The sequence below is a fragment of the Candidatus Hydrogenedentota bacterium genome (assembly GCA_019637335.1).
Taxonomy (GTDB): domain Bacteria; phylum Hydrogenedentota; class Hydrogenedentia; order Hydrogenedentales; family JAEUWI01; genus JAEUWI01.
Genome location: JAHBVV010000003.1, coordinates 81,301 through 102,443, shown reverse-complemented (window position 1 = coordinate 102,443; position 21,143 = coordinate 81,301). Strand labels below are relative to the sequence as shown.

The window sequence follows — 21,143 nt, the reverse complement described above, 5'->3', positions numbered from 1 at the left end:
AGCCATGCGAATGCCGGATGAGCGGTTTATAAGCGAATCGCTGGAACCCCGTTACGGCGTCGGATCCGGCTTTCCGGTTCGCGCCGGCGAGCCCGTGCTGCCCGGGTCCTTTCGCTGGCGCGGCGACGAGTACCCGGTTCTCCGGCTGCTGGAATCCGGGCGCGCGCTGGGTCCGTGTACGCACGGCAGCGGCGAACGCTACGTGCGGCGTCACTGGTATCGAATTGAAACCACTGGCGGGCTGGTCATGCGGATCTACTTCGAGCGCCGGCCGGCGGGGCGCCCCCGGAGCAAGCAGCGCTGGTGGCTGTACGCGCTGGCCAATCGGAAGGACGCCCCGCGGAATGAGGCGGCATTGCCGGGCGGCGATCAGGGAGGCGGCCCGCCATGATGGGTTACGTGGCCATTGTTGCGCTGGCGATTTTCGCGGCGGCCGAAGGCAACGCACAACCGGGTGAAGCGAGTCTTACATTGCGGGTTCTAACCTTTAATATTAAGCACGGCGCCACAATGCGCGGCGACTTCGATTTGGATCGGATCGCCGGCGTTATTCGCGGCGCGGATCCCGATCTCGTGGCCCTGCAGGAAGTCGATGTGCGCACACGCAGGGCGCGCGACAAGGACATCGCCGCGGAACTCGCCGGCAGGACCGGCCTGTATATGGCCTTCGGCAAGGCGATGCCCTACGACGGGGGCGATTACGGCGTTGCAATCCTTTCGCGTTTCGCGTTTGAGAGCACACGCCGGGCGCCCCTGCCCAACGTGGGATCGCACGAGCCCCGTGTCGCGCTGGCGGGGGAGGTGATGCTGCCCGGGGACATACCGCTGCTGTTCATCAGTACCCACCTCGAATTCTCTTCTCCGGGCGCGCGCGTGGCCCAGGCGGATCATCTCAACGCGCTCTTCGGCGGCGCAAACTCGCTCGCCATACTGGCCGGGGACCTGAACGCCACCCCGGAAAGCGAGACGCTGGCGCGCCTCAAGACCCAGTGGACGCTCGCTTGCGGCGACAACCCGGCGCCCACTTTTCCCGCGCAGGAACCGCGCATCAAGATCGACTACATACTCTACCGGCCGGCGGACGGGTGGACCGTCCGGGAAACGCGGGTCATTCAAGAAGACATCGCCTCGGATCACTGTGCGTATCTGGCGGTGCTGGAGCGGGTTGCGCGGTAGCTGGTCTGATGGCCCCGGGGGAACTTTCCGGCGCTTGATCATATGAATACCGTGTGAAACCGCCGCATCCTCTGGCGGGTCCATAAACGCGTGGTTAACAAGTTGTGTTCCACATCGTCTTGAATGTAAAATACCGGCGCGCAAGATCCGGGCCCCCGCTGAGGGCTTCGCTGACCGCATGCAGGAACTAAGAAAAATGCGAATTGGCAATCATCCCGGCATACGTGTGCCGTGGCGCTGATAAACTACTGTAACCTCAGGTAGGGGAAACACGAAACCATGCAAACCCAAATGTCTTATTCGTTCCGTATGATGAGCACGATGCTCGGCCTTGTGTTGGCCATGGGCCTGGTCGCCGGCTGCAAACGCGGCGACAAGAACCTAGAGCCGATGGGTACCGATGATACCGATCGGGCCAGTGTGGAAGGTTCGGGCAGCGAAGGCCTGAATCCCAACCTGGAGCTGGAACGGCTCCTGTTCGGGCCCAGCGGCCTGCAGCCCGTGTACTTTGACTTTGACAGCTCCTCGCTGAACGCGACGGCGCTGCGTACGCTGGCGGAGAACGCGGAAAAGATCAAGCAGGTGCCGAACGTGATCATTCAGATTGCCGGTCACTGCGACGAGCGCGGCACCCAGGAATACAACCTGGCGCTCGGAGAGCGGCGTGCGCTTTCGGTTCGCGAGCACCTGCGCCAGCTCGGCGTTTCCGGCGACCGGATGATCACCATCAGTTTTGGCGAAGAGAACCCGGCGGTGCTCGGGAGCAACGAAGCGGCATGGGCCAAGAATCGCCGCTGCGAGTTCCTCCGCGCCAACGCGATGTAACCCAGGAAAGTCTGGATCGGCGTGCAATTCCGACAAACCATAACGTGGCCGCTACTTGCCCTGGTATTGTTTTCGGGTTGTGTCACGACGGGCTCCCGCCAGATGGAGACCGTCGTAACCGACATGCACCAGCGGGTGACCGCACTCGATCGGGATCTTGAATCCACGGTCGTGGAGCTCAACGAGAAGACGGCGGCGCTCATCGCGCGCGTCAGCGAGAATGAGCGCCAAATCCGCATGGTGTACACGCTGATGGAGGAGAACCAGCGGAAAATCGATATTCTGCTGGAGATGCTCCGGGAACTGAAAGTAACACTGTACCGCCACTGGGGTCTGGATCCCGGTCCCGAACCGGCCATCCGGCCCCGTGGCGGGGCGGTGCGCATTGAACCCCCCGCGCGAACGCAACCCCCGCAAGCGGAGCGTATTCAGGTCGCGCCCGCCGCTGCGCCCCCACAGGCGGCGGCGCCTTCGATTGAAGATTCCGCGGCCTACGCCCGGGCCAAGGCGCTATATGACGCGGAGGACTACACCGGCGCCCTTGTTGCGTTTGGCGACTTCCTGGCCCAGTTCCCGCGCTCCGATGACCGGGACAAGGCCCAATTCTGGATTGGCAAATCGCACCTGAACCGGGCGGAGTACACGCCGGCCATCCGCGCTTTCGAAAGCATGCGGGAAAACTACCCCCAAAGTTCCTATATGGCCTTCGCGCTCCACAACCAGGCGGTCGCCCACTTCCGCCTCGGTGAGAAGGAGACCGCGGTGGCGTTGATGGAAGAGGTGGTGGCAAACTACCCTACGACGACCGCGGCGGACCACGCGAGACGCGATCTCGAGCAATTGCGCCGCCGCTAGGAACAGCACACACGGGCGCGCGGGAGTGGCCCCCGCGGCGCGGCTACATGAGGAGTGATTGACATGATGCGCTATGCGCTTTGCTTCGGACTCGCCACCGCCCTGCTTGGGGCAAACGCGGCGGCGGCCTCCAAACAGGTGGAGGCCCTCCTGTACGACACCCACCAGAAGGTCACGAACCTGAGCAGGAGCCTCGACGGAACGGTCAAACGCCTCGACGAGACAACTACCTCGCTGATGGAGCGCGTGAACGAGAGCGAGAACCAGACCCGGCAATTGCGCAGTATGGTGGAGGAAAACCAGATGAAGCTGGACGCGCTCCAGCAGCAATTGGGTGAACTCACCGCGACCGTCTACCGCCAGTTCAACCTGACAACGTCGGGTTCCGGTTACAGCCCCGCCGCCCCGGCGGCATCCGGCCAGTCCGTGGTAATCCAGCCGCCCGCGCCCGCGGCGGAGACCTTTGACGAAGACATGAGCGCCGAATCCGTCAGCGCCGCGCCCCCGGTCGCCGGTGGCAGTTCCGCCGCCGCCCACGCCGCCTACCAGGAAGCGCAGAAGGCCTGGCTCGGCCAGGACTACGACGGCGCGCTCCGGCAGTTTTCGGATTTCCTGGCCCGTTACCCGGGCAGCGATCTCGCCGGAAACGCGCAATATTGGCAGGGCCGTTGCTTTCTCCGGCTGGAGCGCTACGAAGAGGCCATCGCCTCCCTGGACAAGGTGCGCGCGAATCACCCCGAGAATGACAGCAAGGTCTCCCAGGCCATGCAGTCGCAGGCGGTTGCCCTATCCCGGCTCGGCCGCAACGACGAGGCCGTGCGCCTGCTCCAGGAGGTAATTGATAAGTACCCCAACACCGTGGTTGCGCAGCAGGCGCAATCGGATTTGGCAAAGCTCCGGGGAAATTGATCGAGGGGCGGCCCGGCCTGCGTTGATTTCCGGTGAAAAGTTGGTTGGATAATCGCGGGAATACGTTTCCCGCGTTTTTCGTATTACGCGCCCCCGCGCGGTATAGGAAAGCGAGTGTATGGCCTTTTATCTGGGACTGGACGCCGGCGGGACCAAGACGTTCTGCCTGATAGGCGACGAAACGGGTCAGATCAGGGGCTTTGGCCGGGGCGGCACCGGAAACTACGAGGGCTACGGCGTTGACGCCGCGCGGCGCGAGATCGAAACCGCGGTGAATCAGGCCCTGTCCGAAGCCGGCCTCACGATGAGCGACATCAGCGGGATCGGCATGGGCGTGGCCGGCGCGGACATCCCCGACGACTTCGTCATGCTTGAGCGCGAGCTCTTCACGCCGCTGTTTGGGTCCATTCGCCGCGTCTTTCGAAACGATTCCTTTGGCGGGCTGCGCGGCGGGACGCGCGACCCCTTCGGCGTCGTTATCGCCTGCGGCACGGGATGCGTTTGCGCCGGGGTGAACCGGGATGGCCAGGAGACGCGCGTCGGCGGGATCAGCGAAGACTTCGGCGATCGGGTCAGCGGTTCCTCCATCGGGATCCACGGCCTGAAGGCCGTGTTCCGCGCCCGGGACGGAATCACGGGCCCCACCCTCCTCACCGATAAATTCGTCGCGCGCGCCGGCTGCGCCGATGTGGACGAGCTCTTCCACCAGATGTACTACGGCAAGCTCACCTACCAGGACCTCCAGCCGATGGCCAAGCTGGTCTTCGACGCGGCCTGGGAAGGGGACGCCATCGCGTGTGATATTCTGGAGTGGGGTGGCCGCTATCTGGGCCAGATGGTCACCGCCGCCATCCGCCAGCTCGCCATGGAACGCGACGAATTCGACGTGGTAATGGCGGGGAGCGTCTTCCAGGGACGAAGCCCCGTTCTGGCGGACGCATTGCGAATGGTGGTGCACCGGGAGTGTCCCGGGGCCCGCCTGATCATGCCCATGTACGAGCCCGTCGTCGGGGCGCTGCTGCTGGGCATTGAAGTGGACGTCACCGTAACGGACGAGTATTACGAGCGCCTCTCCGCTTCACTTGAGGAATCGGAAAAGAAGTACGGCGTTCGTTTCAAATCGGAGTAATCTCATGCGTAAGACAGGAAGTTTCCGGGAAATCCCTCTGTTGGCCCTCCTGGGCGTCGCGATGCTGGGGCCGGGTTGCGGAAGTGGCGGCTACCAGTCCGACGAGGATTTTGTAAACTCGATTCGCCAGTCCAGCGTAACGGGCGAGGTGGATGGCACCATGCCGCCCGTCGATCAGAACATGGAAGACGCCGTTGCCAAGATTCGCGTTGAAACCAACGAACTCGATGTCGGCGTGGTTCCCAACGACCGCCTCTACCGTACCCAGTTCAAGATCTACAATGACGGCAAGATGCCGCTCAAGATCACGCGCATAGACACGACGTGCGCGTGTACGCAGGGCCTCATCCCTCCCGAGGGAGGCGTCGTCCCGCCGGGCGGCGAAGGCCACATCGACATCGTGATTGACCCCTTCCGGATTCCCGGATTCTTCTCCCGAAAAGTGCTTACAATCACGTCCACCGATCCGCGCAACATGATGACCGAAGTGGGCGTAACGGCCCGTGTCGAGCCAGAGTACGAACTCGATATGGATGAAATCAACCTGGGCGAGATTCAGAAGGGCGCCACGGAAACCAGGACGATTCGCTTCCGCCAGTTGCAGGACAATCCGATCACCCTCAGCCAGCTGGAGCCCCTCACCCAGGGCGCCGCAAATCCAAAAATACCGGGAATTGCTGGCGAAATTGCGCCCGTTCCGGAAACGGACTGGCAATCTCCGGACAAGGCCGAATATGACCTTGTGTTCACCGTCGGACCCGATTTGCCAGCGGGGCCCTTCAAGCGGTATGTGCTCCTGCATACGAACGTGCCGCGATTCCAGCGTCACCATTTCATCTTCGAGGGCAGCGTAAAGGCCCCCTACCGCGTGATGCCCGTCTATCCCGAACGGGCAATGTTTAAGCCGGAGGGCCCCGGCGGAGCCTTGCGCGCTCAGGTCACCTTCTTCGGGGAAGCCGCCATTACCCTGGACAATATCCGAACCGACAATCCGCACGTACATGCCGAACCCAAGCCGGGTTCGCTGTCGACCGAGGCCATTCTCGACATTACGCTAAAGGACCTGAAGCCGGGCGAAGGGATCGATGACACGATCCGCGTCCGGGTAACACTGGGCGACCGCGCGTATGAAGAAATTGTCGGCGTGCGCTTCGGAAACCCCGACGACACCAGCCACGGTCACGCCCACTAATCCCCCGCGCGGGCTGAAGCGACGTGTGGAACAGCGCGGAGAGAGGAACGATAGTGCACGAGACCGCCCCGGACGAGATCAAACTGCGCGCGCTGGCCGAGGAATACGGCCAGGCGCATGTCTTCCGGTTCTGGGACGAACTGAACGCCTCCGGCCGGGCCAACCTGCTGGCGGATCTGGCGCAGGTCGACTTCCCGATGATGGCAAGGCTCATCGACACCTGGATCCGGCGCGCTCCCGAGCCGGAGACCTTCAAAAAGATCGAGCCCGTGCCGTGTATCCCCATCGTGGATCCGGCGCGAGACGACGCCCGCGAAGCGCTCGCGGCCGGCGAACAGGCGTTGCGCGACGGGCGCGTTGGCCTCTTTCTTGTTGCGGGCGGCCAGGGCACCCGGCTCGGCTTCGATGGCCCCAAGGGCGCCTACCCGATCGGTGGCCTCACCGGCAAACCGCTCTTCCAGTACCACGCGGAAAAGATTCTCAACCTCCAGCGCCGCTACGGATGCGAACTCCCCTGGTACATCATGGTCAGCCGCGCGAACGGGCCGGCCACCCGCGCCTGGTTCGAGGAGCATCGCTACTACGGCCTCAATCCGGACAACGTTATTTTCATCACGCAGCGAATGGCGCCCTGTGTAGATGACAGCGGCCTGTTCATGCTTGAGGCCCCGGACCGGCTCGCCATGAATCCGAATGGCCACGGGGGCTGCATTCCCGCCATGGTGGAGGAGGGCGTGCTCGACGACGCCCGCAAACGCGGCGTGGATACCCTCTCCTACTTTCAGGTGGACAACTGGGCGGTTAAAGTGGCGGATCCCTACTTCATAGGGTACCACCTTCTCGCGGGGGCGGAAATGTCCAGCAAAAACCACCGCAAACACCATCCCCGCGAGTCCGTGGGTGTCCATTGCGTCTGCGACGGCGTATACCACGTGATCGAGTATTCCGAATTGGACATCTACCCGCAGCTCCTCGAAACGGACAGCAACGGTAATGTCGTGTACTATGCGGGAAATCCCGCCATCCATATCCTCTCCGTCGATTTCGTGCAACGCGTATACGACCATTTCGACGAATTCCCCTGGCACCTCGCCCACAAGAAAATCCCGTATATCGGCCCCGACGGCGCTCCGGTCGAGCCGGGCGCACCCAACGGCTACAAGTTCGAGACTTTCGTGTTCGACGCCCTGCGCATGACCGGCCACGGGCCCGTGGCCCTCGAAATCGATCCCCCCGGGGAGTACACGCCGACCAAGCAGTTCGACGGGCCCAATTCCGTGATGGAGGCCCGCGCAAGCATGACCGGCTTCTGGGCGGGCTGGCTGGACGCCGCCGGACAGCCCGTCCCGCGGGACGCTTCGGGGAAGCCCGTGCACGACATCGAAATCAGCCCGCTTTTCGCCCTTACGCGAGAAGAATTCCTCGAAAAGAGCGCGGGCCGGACCTGGCCGGTGGACCGACCGCTCGTTATCGGGCCCGACGGGTCCGTCGCCGAACCGGCGCCATAGTCCCGCGGTGGCCGCGCCCCAAAAAAAGTTGAGATATTGCTTGAACCGGGACTCGGCCAAATGCTATATTATGGCTCCCTTTCGGGGGAAGCAATACGCTCTACGCTGCGGAGGCGTAGTTCAGTTGGTTAGAACGCCGGCCTGTCACGCCGGAGGTCGCGAGTTCAAGTCTCGTCGTCTCCGCCATTTAACACCACACACCAGCAATCTTCGGGTTGCTGGTGTTTTTGCATGTGTGGCCGCGGGCCGGGTTGTTCGGCGGGCCGCAGTCTGGTATGGTTTGCCCGAGCCACTTGAACGCGCGCGCCGCCCACGCCCGCCGCTTGTCGGGGGAATGAATCGGCATGCCTTGCGTGTTCGTAGGTGGACCGTCCCATGGGTAGTAGCGCGCGCCTGGTTTTTGACCGGTGTGTAGGAGCCTCAAATGAAAGCTTCGGATCTCTTTGTCAAAGCCCTTGAAGCGGAGGGCGTTCGGTACATTTTCGGCATTCCCGGCGAGGAGAATCTCGACCTGCTTGATTCCATCCGGCGTTCGAGTATCGAACTGGTGCTGACACGGCACGAACAGGCCGCCGGCTTCATGGCCGCGACCGTCGGCCGCCTCACCGGCGAGGCCGGCGTCTGCCTCAGCACGCTCGGACCCGGCGCCACCAACCTCGTCACCGCCGCGGCCTACGCCCAACTCGGCGCCATGCCGATGGTCATGATCACCGGACAGAAGCCCGTGCGCAAGAGCAAGCAGGGCCAGTTCCAGATAATCGACGCCGTGGACATGCTTCGCCCGCTCACCAAGTACACCCGCCAGCTCGTTAGCGGAAACAACATCCCCGCGCGCGTGCGCGAAGCATTTCGCCTCGCCGAGGAAGAACGCCCCGGCGCCGCCCACATCGAATTGCCCGAGGACATCGCCATCGAGGAGACCGACGCGCCGGTGCTTCACGCCAGCCAGGTGCGCCGCCCGACCGCGGAGATCAAGTCCATTCGAGCCGCCGTGACCATGATCGAGGAGGCCCGCCACCCGCTCATCCTCATCGGCGCCGGCGCCAACCGAAAGCTCACGTCCAAGATGCTTCGCGAGTTCATCGACAAGACCGGCATTCCCTTCTTCAGCACCCAGATGGGCAAGGGGGTGGTGGATGAACACGACGCGCTCTTCATGGGCAACGCGGCGCTTTCCGCAAACGATTTCGTACACCGCGCGATCGACGCGGCCGACCTGATCATCAATGTCGGTCACGACGTGGTCGAAAAGCCCCCGTTCTTCATGGGCCGGGAAGATCTGAAGGTGATTCACATCAACTTCATCTCCGCCCGCGTGGACCCGGTCTATTTCCCGCAGCTCGAAGTCGTCGGCGATATCGCCAACAGCATCTGGCGCATCAAGGAAAAGGTCGAGGTGCAGGAGAGCTGGGACTTCTCCCGCTTCAACGTCGTCAAGAAACACGTGGAAGCCAGCATTCACGAAGGCTCGGACGACCCGCGCTTCCCCGTCTATCCCCAGCGCCTCGTGGCCGATGTGCGCAAGGTCATGCCCAAAGACAGTATCATCGCCCTGGACAACGGCATCTACAAGATTTGGTTCGCCCGGAACTACAAGGCCTATTCGCCCAAGTCCGTGCTGCTCGACAACGCCCTCGCGTCCATGGGAGCGGGGCTGCCATCGGCCATGGCGGCGCGCCTCGTCTACCCGGACCGGAAGGTCCTGTCCGTGTGCGGCGACGGCGGCTTCATGATGAACTCCCAGGAGATGGAGACGGCGGTCCGCATGAACATGGACCTCGTCATCATGATTCTCCGGGACGACGCCTACGGCATGATCAAGTGGAAACAGGCCAACATGGAACTGCCGGAGTTCGGCCTCAGCTACGGCAACCCCGACTTCGTCAAGTACGCCGAAAGCTACGGCGCCTTCGGCCACCGCGTCGAAAAAACCGACGACCTCGTCCCACTGTTGCAGCAGTGCCTCGACAGCAAGGGCGTCCACCTGATCGACGTACCCGTCGACTACTCCGAGAACGATCGCATCCTCAACCACGAACTGAAGGCCAAGAGCCAGCTCGTCTAGCCGATGCGCGCTACAAGAACAAGTACGGCGCGGGCCGCACCGGAATGCGGCCCGCGCCGAATCTCTTTTCTACGCGCCCGCCCCCTCGGCGCAGCCGGTAAAGAACGCCACGCTGCCCTGCCGGATGTTCCGGACGTTGTAGCCGCCTTCCTGCACCACAAGCAGCGGCAGGCGAAGGTCCGCCAGGCGCTTGCCCATCGTGCGCAAAGCGGCCGGCGTCAGCACGAAGGACCCCGTCGGATCGCCCTTGAGCGTGTCGAAGCCCAGGCTGACGATCACAATCTCCGGCTTGAAGGACTTCACCGTGTCCAGCGCGCGCGCAAAGGTCCGGAGATAGCGCTCGTTGTCCGTCCCGGTCGGCAGCGGAAAATTCTGGTTGCAGCCCGCCCCCTCATATTCACCGATTTCGTTCGAGAACCCGCTGAAGTACGGGTATTCCACGTCCGGATCGCCATGGATCGACACCGTGAGCACGTCGCTGCGCTCGTAGAAGATATCCTGCGTGCCGTTGCCGTGGTGGTAGTCGATATCCAGGATCGCGATTCGCCCGTGCGGCCGGAGAAACTGCGCCGCTATCGCCGCATTGTTGAAATAGCAGAAGCCGCCGAAGTAATTGGCCCCCGCGTGGTGGCCCGGCGGGCGGCACACCGCATAGGCCAGGCGACGCCCCGCCAGCAGCTCTTCCGCCGCCGTGACCGCCGTGTTCGCGGCCGCCTTCGCCGCGATAAACGCGTTCCGGTACAGCGGTGTGCCCGTGTCGATGCAATAGAAGCCCGCCTGGTCCGGGTGGTGCTTCGGACGCCGGTCTGGACGCCGGATCGGAAACGTATCCGGGTAGAAGGGGCGTCCCTCCTTCAGCTTGTGCGTCACCGCCCGTAGAAACTGCACAAAATGCGCGTCGTGCACCGCCAGCACCGGGCGCTCCCCGTGCTCGCGCGGCGCCATCCGGGCGAACAGCCCCGTACCGCGCAACGCCTCGTCAAGCGCGCGGACCCGGGCGGGCCGCTCGTAATAGCCGCGCTCCCGCACGTGGTGGATCTCGTGTTTCTGGCTGATAACCATCGCGAAGCGTTCGCCCAGCCGCCGGTGCAGGACCGCCTGGCGCGGCGCGTTTGATCGCGTCCGCAAGCGCGGGCGAAAGCGGACCGGATCGTCCCGGAACGACTCCAGCACCGCCTTCCGGTAGGCCGGATCCGCAATGTGTCCGAAGCGGCGCGTCAGCAGCATCTCCACCGCCTTCCGCGCGCTCGCCCGCGAAAGCTCTTCCGTCACGCCAAGCCCGTCAAACAGCAGGTAAGCCGTCGTGGGCGGATCGCCGACCGGCATGGCGTAGGCCGTGCCGTCTATCACCCGCACGCCATACTGCTCGTAGAACTGGATGCGCTTGCGCGACTGATCCAACACCGATAGATCCACCGCGTCTTCCGGCTGATCCGGGTCCACCTCCAGGTACAGCCCCTTCCCCCCCATTTGCTGGCAATATTCCCGCGTCGCCTCGTACAGCGCCCCGCCGATCCCGCTCCCGTGGAGCTTCGGGCGCACCGCGATGAAGTCCAGAAACGCGCACTCCGCCTGCGGGAAATGGATCAGCAGCGCAAAACCATCCACCCGCCCGAAGGCCCGCTCCGCAATCAGCAGCGTCGTGTGGTAGCCCTGCTCGATCGGATCCCGCAGCAACTCCGGAATACGCCCGGCATAGCCCGCCATGTCCGGCTCGGGAAAGGCCTGGCGGAAAATCTCCTGGGTCTGCGCAATACGGTCCTCCGAAAGAATTGTGGAACCGCTCTGGACGGCGCGAATGCGTATCATAGTGGGGAAGGCTCCTCAATCGGGCACGGGGTTGAAGGCGTGCCGCACCGCGTTTAGATATACGCGCAGGCGCAGGGCGGGCGCAACAATTTCTGTTTGGGCAAGCCGCGTAACGTGTGGCGAGAAACGGTTGATCGAGCCAGGCGTACTGCCCGCTTCCGTACTACGATTGCCCGTAGTCGGCGCCGGTCAAGCTCCTAAGCACCGACTTTTGCCAGGCGTGGAGTTTCCGCTCCAATTGCTCGGCGATTTCGGGGTGATCTTCGAGCAAATTCTTTGTTTCCGCGGGGTCGTCGCGCACGTCAAACAGTTCCCGCCGGCCGTCATGGACCACGAGCTTGTACCGGTTGTCCAGAATCGCCCGGGGGCCTTCATAGTCCGACTCCGCGATCTCCGGGTGATGGAAATTACGGAAGCTCCGCGTTGGCTTGCCCGCCATCAACTTGACCAGCGGCGTGGTCCCCTCCTGAAGTTCGGGCGCGATGTAGGGTTCTCGTCCCTCCGCTTCACCCCGTGTGTTGTAGCTCCAGAAACGGATCGGCTCGGGCCGCTCCGGCATCGCGCCTTCGAGCAGCGGTTTCAGGCTGATACCGTCCAGCGGCCGTTCCGGCAGGGGCTGCCCCGCCAGTGCGCAGAGGGTGGGCAGTATGTCGCTTGTGACCGTGTTTACATCGCTCGCGCGCGGCTCGGGAATGCCCGCGGGCCATTCGATAAGGCCGGGAACGCGGACTCCGCCCTCGTAGACATCGCCCTTCTTGCCGCGGAACGGCGAGGCGACGTTGACACCGCCTTGCGTGCCGTTGTCGCCGCAATACCACAGCAAGGTGTCATCGCGCAGGCCCCGGCCGGCAAGATGCTCGCGCAGCCGCCCCATGGACCGATCCATGGCCGTGATTTCGGCGTAGCGTTCCCGCAACACATCGCGAAGGGGCCGCTCCACCGTGTCGCCCGTCTCGAAGGAGGTCACGCTGGTGCTCCGGCCTGCGTATTCATCGGGAAGATCGTCATAGAGCGCATTATCCTTTGCCAGGCCGCGGTACGGCTCGTGGGGGGAGCCAAACCAGACCACGACGAAGAAATTCTTACCGTTCTGTTGCGCCTTGTCGATGAAGCGCATCGCCTCTTCAATGACGATCTCGGAGCTCTCGCCGTGGAACTGCTCCGGCGGCCCGCCGTTGCGCGAAAAGGTGGGATCCACCTCGAAAAAGTTGTCGTGGGACACCCACTCGTGAAAGCCCATCGCGCCCGGACTGGTGGGGGACTCCGCCTTCACCGGCCCCAGGTGCCACTTGCCGAAATGGCCGCACGCGTACCCCGCCGCGCCAAGAATCTGTGCAACGCTCGTTTCCTCGGGCCGGATGGACCAATTGGCGGAGAACGTGCCATATCGGTTTGGGTGACGCCCCGTGATCACGCTGCCCCGCGTCGGCGAGCAGACCGGAGCGGCCGCATAGAAGCGGTCCAGGCGCAGGCCCGTCGCCGCCATCTCATCCATCACCGGTGTCTTCAAATGGGGATGGCCGTTGTAGCCCGTTTCTTCCCAGCCGTGATCATCGCCCATCAGGAGGACGATGTTGGGTCGCTTCGTGGAATCGTCCTGCGCACCCGCGGCCAGCGCGCAAGCCACGCCCCCCGTATACGCCAGGAATCGCCGCCGTGTCATCGCGTCAAGCATTCGTAGTTGCTCCTTCATGCCGTTCCCGTAGCGATTGCGCCGAAGAAAAACCATCCTCCGGTTCCTCGGCGGCGCGACGGGCTCTGCGCTGTCTAAGAGCTCCAAGGTAGCACGTTGACACGCGCGGCTCCAACGAGACGAATGCGTATCATAGTGCGGAACGCTCCTGACTTGGGTGCTATGGTTCAAGGCTTCAGGTACACGTCCTGGCGGCAGTATGGCAAAAGAATTCGAACAATACCTTGACGGGACACAAGGGCTTGTGTGAGAATTTGTGTGGAGGTGAAAGAAATGGCGACGAATTTACAACTGGATGACGAACTTATTAACGAGGCCGTGCGCCTGGGCGCGCACCGGAGCAAAAAAGACGCAGTGACCAAAGCATTGGAGGACTACGTAAGCTATCTGAGACAACTCGAGATCATCGAGCTCTTTGGCACCATCGATTACGATCCCGACTACGATTACAAAGAGCAGCGGAAACGACAGTGAAGGTGCTGGTCGATAGCAGCATCTGGTCGTTGATGTTGCGGCGCAAGTCACCAGGCGTGAATCGCGAAACAGAGATATTGCTCCAACTCATCCAGGAGCGGCGCGCACTTTTGATTGGAGCCATACGTCAAGAAATCCTGACTGGCATCTCCCACAGGTTAGCGTTTGAACGGCTCGCGCTCAAGTTGCAGGCGTTTCCCGATTTGTCGCTCGATCGGGGCGATTATGTCAACGCGGCATCGTTCGCAAATACCTGCCGCGCCCGGGGCATTCAAGGGTCGACCACGGATTTTCTGATATGCGCTGCCGCCGTACGACATAATCTCGCCATTTATACAGCCGACAATGACTTTAAGCACTTCGCGGAGCATCTACCTATCAAGCTGTATCTGAAAAACACCAACGGAGGTCTACCATGAGACTATGCGCCACGACCCTTGCCCTCGCGCTCCTCTGCCTGCCCGCACTCGCGCAGGATGAGCCGTCCGCCCACCCCGACACGGCCGGCTGGACCCCGCTCTTCGCCGACGACCTCGCGAACGCCGAAAAGCCCGACGGCGTATGGACCTTCGAAAACGGCGAGCTCACCGCCACCGAGGACCAGGCCATCTGGACCACCCGCGACTACGAAAACTTCGTGCTCGATCTGGAATTCAAGATGGGGCCGGGGGCGAACAGCGGCGTTGTCGTCTATTGCAGCAACACTGCGGACTGGATACCCAATTCCCTCGAAATCCAGATCCAGGACGACTTCGCCGACAAATGGAAAGACGGCCCCGAAAACTGGCGCTGCGGCGGCGTCTTCGGGCGCGTCGCCCCCGGCGCCCAGGCAGGCAAACCCGCCGGCGAATGGAACCGCTACACCATCACCTGCAAGAACGGCGTCATCGACGTCGTCCTCAACGGCCAGCACGTTACCACCATGGACAAATCGAAGTTCACCGACGCCGCGAAGAATCCCGACGGTTCCGAAGCCCCGCCCTGGCTCAGCAAAGCCCCCGCCAGCCTCCCCGACCAAGGCCGCATCGGCCTCCAGGGCAAACACGCCGGGGCGCCGATCTGGTTCCGGAACATGAAGGTGAAGGAGCTGGATTAGGGAGCGCTGACTCGCCCTTTTCGCGGCAGCGGCTTCTCGCCAATCGATGAACTCGCACGATCTGGAACCGGGGCCGGTTCCCGTCCAGAATCGGTTAACGCAGCGCAGGGCGCCCGGCGGAGCGCCACGCCTCCGCCCGAATTCGGACGTCCACCGCCGGGCACGGGAATGTCCGCGTTCCTCGTGCGGCCGCGGCGCGAGGACAGGCGGGACGCCCGTGCCACGTTCATTTTCGAGGTGGTATTATGTCCTGCCCTGTGATGGATACAATCGGGAAAGGGAGATACCTTGATACGTCTATTCGCCGCCCTCACACTCTTAATCGCCGCCGCCCCGGCGCAGGAACCCTTAAAGCAGTCCAGCGCGCTCTATCCGCCCGAGGTCATGGCGCGCGTGCGGGCGAACGTGGCGGACGGCCAGTGGGCCGCGGGCGTGCGCGCGCGGGTTGTGGAGGCGGCGGCGCCCTGGCGCGCGATGGATGACGAGACGCTCTGGGGCCTGATGTTTGGCGCCACCCTGCCGCGTTCGTGGATGGTCTGGTCGGATGGCCACTCCCCGGTCACCGGCGAGCCGGTGCCGATGTACAACTGGAAGATGGATGCCGTTAATCACCCGTGGAAGGTCCAGGATCCGACCAGCGGGGCGTGGTTTCCGACGAACGACTTCAAGGCCTACTACGATTCCGGGATCGACGAACAGGGCGTTTTCGACGAGGCGCGGGCGGATCGTTCGCTGTTGTTCAACGCGGCGCACCCGGACCCGAACGACCCGCTGCACCTATTCGGCGTGGACGATGGCCACGGTTATGTGAATGAAAAGGGCGAACGCTGGCTTTTCGTGGCGACCTACCTCATATACGGCCAGTGGAAACAGGCGGTGCTCGGGGGGATCAACCAGCTCAGCGCGGCCTGGGCCGTCACGGGCGATCGGGAGTACGCGCGGAAAGCCGGCATCCTCCTGGATCGCGTGGCGGACCTCTACCCCACCTTCGACTTCAAGACCCAGGGCATCCTGTATGAGGGGCCGGGTTCCGCCGGCTACCTCTCCACCTGGCATGACTCGTGTGAAGAAACGCGCGAGCTTGCGCTGGCCTACGATCTCGTGTTCCCCGCGCTGCGCGAGGACCCGGCGCTGGTCGCGTTTCTGTCGGCGCGGGCGGCGCGCCATGGGTTGGAGAATCCCAAGGCGTCGTTCGCCGACATCCAGCGCAACATCGAGGACCGCATCCTCCGGGACGCCCTGGCGCACCCCGAGAAAATCCACTCGAACTACCCGCGCGCGGAAATCTGCCAGGCCGTCATCACGAAGGTGCTTCAGCGGCCCGAGGATTCGCTCTGGGCCATCCTGGACCCGATGCTGGAGAAGGCCACGGCGGTGGACGGCGTCACGGGCGAGAAAGGGCTGGCGAATTACTCCGCGTTCACGATCCAGGCGCTGGCCCAGTTCCTGGCGGAGTTCTCGAAGGCCGATCCGGACTTTCTGCCGGCCGTGCTGGCGCGCCAGCCCCGCCTGCACGACACGTATCGCTTTCACATCGACACGCTATGCCTGGATCGCTACTACCCGCTCTCGGGCGACTCGGGAAACTACGCCTTTCCCCTGGATCGCTATGTGGGTATGAACTTCAGCCATCCCGGCGCGGGGTCCTGGCCACTGACCCCCTCCACCTACCGGCTGCTGTGGGATTTGCACCAGGCGACCGGAGACGTGGCCTTCGCGCAGATACTCTACCGCGAGAACGGACAGACGGTGGAGGGGCTACCGCACGACGTCTTCGGCGGGGACGCCGGGTCGCTGCGGGAGGAACTGGCGGCGGTGATCGCGCAACATGGCGCGGAAGTAGAACTCGGCAGCGTGAACAAGGAGGAATGGCGCATCGCCATCCTGCGGTCGGGGCGGGGCGAACAGCGGCGGACGCTCTGGCTGGACTATGACTCGGGCGGGGGACACAGCCACCAGGATGGCATGAACCTGGGGCTCTTCGCGCACGGCCTGGACCTGCTCCCGGAAATGGGCTACCCGCCCGTGCAGTATGGCGGCTGGGGATCGCCAAAAGGCCGCTGGTACACCATGACCGCCGCGCACAATACCGTGGTGGTGGATGGGAAAAACCAGGCCAACGCCGCCGGGGAAACGGCGCTGTGGATCGGCGAGCCCCCGGTGCAGGCCATCCGCGCATCGGCCCCGGGCATGTATGGCGGAGACGCCTATGATCGCACGGCGGCGCTTATCGATATCGACGACACGCACTTCTACGTAATCGATGTGTTCCGCGTCGCGGGCGGAACCCGGCACACGAAGTTCGTTCAGAGCCACTTCGGATCCCTGGCGGTGGATGGGTTGCGGGTCGCGGAGGCGCCGGACTTCGGCCACGACACCCAGACCCGGAATTTCGCCCTGGACGCCGCGGCCGAGCCCGGCTGGCGGGCGCGCTGGGCGTTCGAGGACGTATACGGGCTGCTGCCGGCGGGCCGGTCGCCCGGCATGCACTACACCGACCTGACCAGCGGCGCGGCGGCGGGAACTTCGGAGGCGTGGATCAGCACCGGCGGCTACGACGCCACGGAGGAGCGCTGGATACCCCGGCTCGCCGTCGATCGCTCCGCCGAGGAAGGCGCCCCGCTCCATTCGACATTCGTTTCAGTCTACCAGCCGCATGCGGGCGATACACCGGCGCTTCCCGCCGCGCGGTTGCCCGTTGCGGACGCCCCGGACGGTGAGCCCCGAGATTCCGATGTCGCGCTGCGGGTTGAGCATCCCGGCGGCGGGTATGATATCGTACTGCTTCCGGATCGCCCCGGCGAGAAGCGCTTTGTGCGGATTCCCGAAGGCGCCGTCATCGAGAGCGACGGCGCGCTGGCCGCACTCCGGTTCGACGGCGCGGGAACGCTGATCCGCGCCACGCTGGCGGGCGGAAGCAGGCTTGCCTCGGGAGAATTCGTGCTGGAGAATCCGGCGAACGAACCTTTTGTTTCCATCGAACCGTAGGGAGAATCCATCGTGCGCATCTGCCGGTTTCAACGCAACGACCAGCCCGAACTGGGCTTTTATCACGACGGCGGCATTGTGCCGATCCAGGCCGCCATCGACGTCCACAACCAGAGCCAGGACAAGACGATCTCGCTGCCGCACGACGATCTGCTGGCGCTGCTGCCGCACGGCGCGTACGCCAGCGCGGCGGCCGACCTTTCCGCATGGCTCGCGGGCGCGGGCGACAGCCTGGCCCAGCTTACCATCGGCGCGGACTCGGTACGGTTGCTCCGCCCGCTGCCGGATCCCGGAAAGATCCTGCTTCTCGCGGGCAACTACGCCCTGCACATCCAGGAAGGCGGCGAAATCGCCGTGGAGCGGAAGGAAACCTTTCCCTACATCTTCATGAAGCCGCGCACGGCGCTCAACGACCCGGATGCGGATGTCATCATTCCCCGGATCAATCCCGACTGGATCGACTACGAATGCGAGCTGTGCGTGGTCATGGGCAGGACGGCCAGGGGCGTTTCCGAGGCCGAAGCGCTCGACTACGTGGCGGGCTACACGGTGCTCAATGATATATCCGATCGCAAATACCGCCCGAATCCAGACCGAAAAGAACGCCCGCGCGACGCCTTCTTCGACTGGATGCACGGCAAGTGGCACGACGGCTTCTGCCCCGTTGGGCCGGCGGTTACGTCCTCGGCCACCATCACCGACCCGCAGCAGCTGGACCTGCGCCTGACGGTAAACGGCGAGGAACGCCAGCACAGCAACACAAACCGGATGATCTTCCCCGTGGCCGCCGTCATTGAATTCATCTCCCGCTGGATCACCCTCGAGCCGGGCGATATTATCGCCACGGGCACCTGCGAGGGCATCGGCCTGAGCACGGGCAAAATGCTGCGCCCCGGCGATGTCGTCGAGGCGACCATCGAACAGATCGGAACGCTGAAAAACACCATGGCTGCGGAGCGCTGACGGCGCCCGTGGCCGATCGTTTCCTTCCTGCTGACTAGCATAGGTACGGGCGCCAAGGGCGAGTTATCCATCATATGTTGGACTATGGATTTTTCGATTTCCGAGTTCCTAACGATCCACAACTACTGTAAGTCCACCGTTCAGGCGGCACTCCAAAAGCGCTCGCCATGGCATGGAGCGGTTGACTCTTGGCCGGAGCCATGAGACGCTTCTGTCGTGGGAGGAGATTGGTGAAGCCTCCGAGAAGATCTAACGAGCGCTCGGACCGTTCACCAGACCACCGTTGTTTATTGGACCGGAAAATGGAGGGGTAGCCCATTGAAAGCCACCGAAGCGAAATTCTTGGAGTTTATTAAGAAGTCGCCACAGTTTGTCATCCCGATTTATCAGCGCACGTATTCCTGGACCGAGCGGGAGTGCCAACAGCTTTGGAAAGACATATTGCGCACGGGTGAAAACGATGCAGTCACGGCCCACTTTGTCGGATCCATTGTCTACATCGAAAAGGGCCTGTATCAGGTAACCAGCCAAACGCCCTTACTCGTCATTGACGGACAGCAAAGGCTTACGACGCTTTCACTTCTAGTCGCCGCGTTGGCCGAGGCTTTGGATGCGCTGCCGGATGGCGAGCGGGAGCCGGTTGATGGCTTTTCGCCCCGCAAACTACGCAACTACTACCTCATCAATCCAGAAGAAGAAGGTGAGCGGCACTACAAGCTCATCCTGTCGCAAACCGACCGAGATTCGCTGATTGCCCTTGTCGCAGGGAAGGAATTGCCCAAGGAGTATTCACGGCGCGTTTTGGAAAACTATGAATTCTTCAAGACCTGGATCGCCAGCCAGAAAGGCAATCTGACTGCGCTGTGCAAGGGCATCGCGAAGTTAATTGTGGTGGACATCGCCCTAAGCCGGGATCAGGACAATCCCCAGTTGATTTTTGAAAGCATGAATTCCACGGGACGGGAACTTACCCAAGCGGACCTGATACGAAACTACATTTTGATGGGGCTGGAGCCAGAACTCCAAACCCGGCTATATCAGGATTACTGGCGGCCGATGGAGCTGGAATTCGGGCAAGAGAGCTACGGTGACCATTTTGACGCCTTCATGCGCTATTACCTGACGGTTAAGACCGGGACGGGCGATATTCCGAAATTAGGCGCGGTCTACGAGTCGTTTAAGAACCACGCGCAAATGCCCGAAGTAGCCAAGTCTGGTGTAGAAGCACTTGTGGCCGACATTCGGGACTACTCGCGCTACTTCTGCGCGATGGCATTAGGCGCCGAACCGGACTCGGAACTCCAACGCGCCTTTCACGATCTCCGAGAGATGAAGGCGAACGTCACCTATCCGTTCCTTTTGGAACTCTATGATGATTACGCGAAGGGTATCCTTGCGCGCTCAGACTTTCTGACAGCGGTTCGGCTCATCGAATCCTACGTGTTCCGCCGCGCCATTTGTGGCATTCCAACCAACTCGCTGAACAAGACCTTTGCGACGTTCGCCAAGGCGTTGAAGAAAGACCGCTATTTGGAGAGCATACAAGCCCACTTCCTGCTGATGCCATCTTACCGGGGATTCCCTGGCGACGAGGTGTTCAAAAGAGAGTTATGTACACGGGACCTATACAACTTTCCCCGCCGAAGTTACTGGTTGCGGCGGCTGGAAAACCACGGTCGTAAAGAGCGAGTCGAAGTCGACGAATACACCATTGAACACATCATGCCGCAGAACGAGAAGTTATCCAGGGCGTGGCGTGAGGCATTGGGACCGGAGTGGAAGAGCGTCCATGAGACCTACCTGCACACGTTGGGAAACCTGACTTTGACGGGGTATAATTCGGAGTATAGCGACCGTAGCTTCCCGGAGAAGCGTGATATGGCGGGAGGGTTCAAGGAGAGTCCACTACACCTGAACCAGGGCCTCGGCACGTGTGAAACTTGGAATGAGGAAGAGATCAAGAAGCGCGCGAAACGTCTGAGCAAGACTGCCGTGACAGTCTGGCATATGCCCACGTTGGACCCAGAAATTCTAGAAGCGTATCAACCCAAAAAAGAAGCATCTACGGGCTATACGCTGGAGAGTCATCCCCACCTGATCCAAGGCAAGAGTAAAGATTTGTTTGAGGCATTACGGGAAGAGGTACTTTCACTTGACCCTGCAGTATCCGAAGAGATTCTGAAACTCTATGTTGCCTATAAGGCCGAGACAAATTTCGTGGATGTGGTTCCACAGGCAAAGCGCTTGCGTTTGAGTCTGAACATGGCCTTCGCTGACATTTATGATCCTCGTGGCCTTTGTAAAGATGTTACCAATGTCGGCCGATGGGGTAATGGCGATGTGGAGGTCGGCTTTTCTAGCTTGGAAGAACTACCCTATGTCATGGGGCTGATTCGGCAGGCCTTTGAACGACAAATGGGGAATGGGGACGAATCGTGAGCGGAACCGGCTACAGTAAAGA

17 protein-coding genes and 1 tRNA gene are annotated in these 21,143 nt (G+C 62.4%); 16 read left to right on the top strand and 2 right to left on the bottom strand.

All coding sequences use genetic code 11. From position 1 onward, the window contains the following. The first annotated feature begins 10 nt into the window (after positions 1-10). The 10 genes from KF886_05665 to KF886_05620 all read left to right on the top strand — a co-directional run bounded on the left by KF886_05665 (position 11) and on the right by KF886_05620 (position 9,659). On the top strand, positions 11-391 hold the full coding sequence (locus KF886_05665) for a cytoplasmic protein (protein MBX3176825.1): 381 nt from the start codon (positions 11-13) through the stop codon (positions 389-391). Next, entirely contained in the window at positions 388-1,176 is a 789-nt protein-coding gene (locus KF886_05660; protein ID MBX3176824.1) for an endonuclease/exonuclease/phosphatase family protein, read from the top strand. Before KF886_05665 ends, KF886_05660 begins: the two co-directional genes overlap by 4 nt. Before the next feature lie 279 nt (positions 1,177-1,455). Then, a complete protein-coding gene (gene pal / locus KF886_05655; GenBank protein ID MBX3176823.1) occupies positions 1,456-2,001 on the top strand; it encodes a peptidoglycan-associated lipoprotein Pal in 546 nt (181 codons plus the stop codon). 21 nt (positions 2,002-2,022) lie between these two features. After that, a complete protein-coding gene (locus KF886_05650) occupies positions 2,023-2,856 on the top strand; it encodes a tetratricopeptide repeat protein (GenBank protein MBX3176822.1) in 834 nt (277 codons plus the stop codon). A gap of 63 nt (positions 2,857-2,919) precedes the next feature. After that, a complete protein-coding gene (locus tag KF886_05645) occupies positions 2,920-3,765 on the top strand; it encodes a tetratricopeptide repeat protein (protein ID MBX3176821.1) in 846 nt (281 codons plus the stop codon). A 118-nt stretch (positions 3,766-3,883) separates the two neighbouring features. Further along, positions 3,884-4,894 (top strand): ATPase, encoded by a 1,011-nt coding sequence (locus KF886_05640; protein ID MBX3176820.1) that lies wholly within the window; start codon positions 3,884-3,886, stop codon positions 4,892-4,894. A 4-nt stretch (positions 4,895-4,898) separates the two neighbouring features. Continuing rightward, the gene (locus KF886_05635; protein MBX3176819.1) at positions 4,899-6,086 is read left to right on the top strand and encodes a DUF1573 domain-containing protein; all 1,188 of its coding nucleotides are present in this window, start codon (positions 4,899-4,901) and stop codon (positions 6,084-6,086) included. Positions 6,087-6,139: 53 nt separating this feature from the next. Then, entirely contained in the window at positions 6,140-7,594 is a 1,455-nt protein-coding gene (locus KF886_05630) for a UTP--glucose-1-phosphate uridylyltransferase (protein MBX3176818.1), read from the top strand. Between the two features lie 109 nt (positions 7,595-7,703). Continuing rightward, positions 7,704-7,780 (top strand) — tRNA-Asp (locus KF886_05625). A gap of 238 nt (positions 7,781-8,018) precedes the next feature. After that, positions 8,019-9,659: an acetolactate synthase large subunit gene (locus KF886_05620; protein ID MBX3176817.1), complete on the top strand. Its 1,641-nt coding sequence runs from the start codon at positions 8,019-8,021 to the stop codon at positions 9,657-9,659. A 69-nt stretch (positions 9,660-9,728) separates the two neighbouring features. Here the strand turns inward: KF886_05620 and KF886_05615 are convergent, their stop codons facing one another. Together KF886_05615 and KF886_05610 are read right to left on the bottom strand one after the other, a co-directional pair. Further along, positions 9,729-11,468, bottom strand: coding sequence for a GNAT family N-acetyltransferase (locus tag KF886_05615; protein ID MBX3176816.1), 1,740 nt, complete (start codon positions 11,466-11,468; stop codon positions 9,729-9,731). Positions 11,469-11,631: 163 nt separating this feature from the next. Beyond that, a complete protein-coding gene (locus KF886_05610; GenBank protein ID MBX3176815.1) occupies positions 11,632-13,131 on the bottom strand; it encodes a sulfatase-like hydrolase/transferase in 1,500 nt (499 codons plus the stop codon). Positions 13,132-13,434: 303 nt separating this feature from the next. On the opposite strand from KF886_05610, the gene KF886_05605 reads away from it, so the two are divergent. The 6 genes from KF886_05605 to KF886_05580 all read left to right on the top strand — a co-directional run bounded on the left by KF886_05605 (position 13,435) and on the right by KF886_05580 (position 21,121). Next, entirely contained in the window at positions 13,435-13,635 is a 201-nt protein-coding gene (locus KF886_05605; GenBank protein MBX3176814.1) for a type II toxin-antitoxin system VapB family antitoxin, read from the top strand. Beyond that, on the top strand, positions 13,632-14,054 hold the full coding sequence (locus tag KF886_05600) for a PIN domain-containing protein (GenBank protein ID MBX3176813.1): 423 nt from the start codon (positions 13,632-13,634) through the stop codon (positions 14,052-14,054). The genes KF886_05605 and KF886_05600 overlap by 4 nt, the downstream gene beginning before the upstream one ends. Next, a complete protein-coding gene (locus tag KF886_05595; protein ID MBX3176812.1) occupies positions 14,051-14,731 on the top strand; it encodes a DUF1080 domain-containing protein in 681 nt (226 codons plus the stop codon). The genes KF886_05600 and KF886_05595 overlap by 4 nt, the downstream gene beginning before the upstream one ends. Positions 14,732-15,019: 288 nt before the next feature. Next, positions 15,020-17,719 carry a heparinase II/III family protein gene (locus KF886_05590; GenBank protein ID MBX3176811.1) on the top strand — a complete coding sequence of 900 codons (2,700 nt, stop codon included), beginning with the start codon at positions 15,020-15,022 and terminating at the stop codon, positions 17,717-17,719. Positions 17,720-17,731: 12 nt separating this feature from the next. Beyond that, positions 17,732-18,682, top strand: coding sequence for a fumarylacetoacetate hydrolase family protein (locus KF886_05585; protein ID MBX3176810.1), 951 nt, complete (start codon positions 17,732-17,734; stop codon positions 18,680-18,682). A gap of 318 nt (positions 18,683-19,000) precedes the next feature. Beyond that, positions 19,001-21,121, top strand: coding sequence for a DUF262 domain-containing protein (locus tag KF886_05580; GenBank protein MBX3176809.1), 2,121 nt, complete (start codon positions 19,001-19,003; stop codon positions 21,119-21,121). Positions 21,122-21,143 lie beyond the last annotated feature (22 nt).

Excerpts from the sequence above, each read along its gene's own strand:
- KF886_05665 (MBX3176825.1), top strand. The coding sequence starts at position 11 with ATGCCGGATGAGCGGTTTATAAGCGAATCGCTGGAACCCCGTTACGGC.
- KF886_05660 (MBX3176824.1), top strand. The coding sequence starts at position 388 with ATGATGGGTTACGTGGCCATTGTTGCGCTGGCGATTTTCGCGGCGGCC.
- pal (MBX3176823.1), top strand. The coding sequence starts at position 1,456 with ATGCAAACCCAAATGTCTTATTCGTTCCGTATGATGAGCACGATGCTC.
- KF886_05645 (MBX3176821.1), top strand. The coding sequence starts at position 2,920 with ATGATGCGCTATGCGCTTTGCTTCGGACTCGCCACCGCCCTGCTTGGG.
- KF886_05640 (MBX3176820.1), top strand. The coding sequence starts at position 3,884 with ATGGCCTTTTATCTGGGACTGGACGCCGGCGGGACCAAGACGTTCTGC.
- KF886_05635 (MBX3176819.1), top strand. The coding sequence starts at position 4,899 with ATGCGTAAGACAGGAAGTTTCCGGGAAATCCCTCTGTTGGCCCTCCTG.
- KF886_05620 (MBX3176817.1), top strand. The coding sequence starts at position 8,019 with ATGAAAGCTTCGGATCTCTTTGTCAAAGCCCTTGAAGCGGAGGGCGTT.
- KF886_05615 (MBX3176816.1), bottom strand. The coding sequence starts at position 11,468 with ATGATACGCATTCGCGCCGTCCAGAGCGGTTCCACAATTCTTTCGGAG.
- KF886_05610 (MBX3176815.1), bottom strand. The coding sequence starts at position 13,131 with ATGACACGGCGGCGATTCCTGGCGTATACGGGGGGCGTGGCTTGCGCG.
- KF886_05605 (MBX3176814.1), top strand. The coding sequence starts at position 13,435 with ATGGCGACGAATTTACAACTGGATGACGAACTTATTAACGAGGCCGTG.
- KF886_05595 (MBX3176812.1), top strand. The coding sequence starts at position 14,051 with ATGAGACTATGCGCCACGACCCTTGCCCTCGCGCTCCTCTGCCTGCCC.